The 1,459-nt window shown below is 75.2% G+C and carries 1 pseudogene; it reads right to left on the minus strand.

Annotated features, from left to right (window positions below):
- Positions 1 to 1,459 (minus strand): annotated as a pseudogene (locus Q2100_RS23500) (chromosome segregation protein SMC); the annotation flags it as partial.

Consider the following 1,459-nt stretch of genomic DNA (forward strand, 5'->3'; position numbering starts at 1 on the left):
GGGCGCGCTGGGCCCGCAGCCGGGCCTCCCGTTCGGCGGCCGCTGCCCGGCGCAGTGAATCGGCCCGTCCGCGAACGGCATTCGCACGTTCCTCGGCGGTCCGCACGGTCAACCGCGCCTCCACCTCGACGGATCGGGCCGCCTCGGCGGCGGCCATCGACGCCTGCCGGTCGACCGGTTCGGCCTCCATGGTCGGCACCTGCTCGGCGTTGTGCAGGCGCTGCTCGATCTCGGCGAGTTCCTCGACGGTGCGCGCGCGGCCGGTCTCCAGCTCATCCCGCTGGGTGATCAGCCGCTGCCATTCGTCGTCGGCGGCGCGGGCGTCCTGCCCGAGCCGGCCGAGCTGCTCGTAGATGGCCGAGATCGCCGCGTCGGACTCGTTGAGGGCGGCCAGCGCCTCCTCGGCGGAGTCCTGGCGGGCGCGTTGTTCGTCGAGCGCGCCTGCCAGCGCGGCGGTCAGCTCGCCGACCAGTTTCTCCGCGGCCACCAGGTCCGTGCGGGCCTTGTCGATCTCCGAGGCGATCTCCAGCGTGCTGGGCTTGCGGTCCGATCCGCCGCTGACCCAGCCCGCCCCGAACAGGTCGCCGTCGGCGGTCACCGCGCGCAGGCTGGGCCGGGCGGTCACCAGCTGCTGCGCCGCCGCCAGGTCATCGACCACGGCGACGTGGGCGAGCATCGCCGTGACAGCTCCGCGCAGCCGGTCGGGTGCCTCCACCACATCGGTCGCCCACACCGCCCCCGAGGGCAGCGTCTCCGCCGGTGGCACGGCGGCCGCGGGCCAGTCCCCCAGCACGATCGCGGCGCGCCCGCCGTCGGACTCCTTGAGCGCGGCCACCGCCGACCGGGCGGCGCCGAAGTCCTCCGCGGCCAGCGCGTCGGCGGCCGGGCCGAGCACCGTCGCGATGGCCACCTCATACCCGGCGCGAACCTTGAGCAGCTTGGCGACGGTGCCGAAAAGCCCTGTGCCGCCGTGGTTCTTCTGCAGCCACGCCGCGCCGTCGCGGCGATCCATCCCGACCGCGAGCGCGTCGATCCGCGCCCGCAGGGAGGCCACCTGACGTTCGGCGCCGCGCTCGGCGGACTGCAGTTCGGCGACGCGTTCGTCGGCCAGCCGCAGCGCGGTGACGCTGCGGTCGTGGTGCTCGTCGAGACCGACCTCGCCGGCGTCGAGCTCACCGACGCGGCTCTGAACCGTCTCGAAGTCGGCCCTGGCCTGCTGTGCCTTCGCGGCGGACTCCTCGATGCTCACCGACAGCCGGGCCACGGTCTCGTCGATCGACTCGACCCGGGTGCGCATCGTGTCGACCTGCCCGGCCAGCCGCGCCAGCCCTTCGCGGCGGTCGGCCTCGGCGCGGGCGGCGGCGAGGTGCGCGCGCTCGGCCTCGGCGGCGATCCGGTCCTTCTCGGACTGTTCGGCGCGGGCCTCCTCGAGGCGCCGCCGTGACTCCTCCAGCTCGCC

It is taken from the genome of Mycolicibacterium arseniciresistens (assembly GCF_030519285.1).
Lineage (GTDB): Bacteria > Actinomycetota > Actinomycetes > Mycobacteriales > Mycobacteriaceae > Mycobacterium > Mycobacterium arseniciresistens.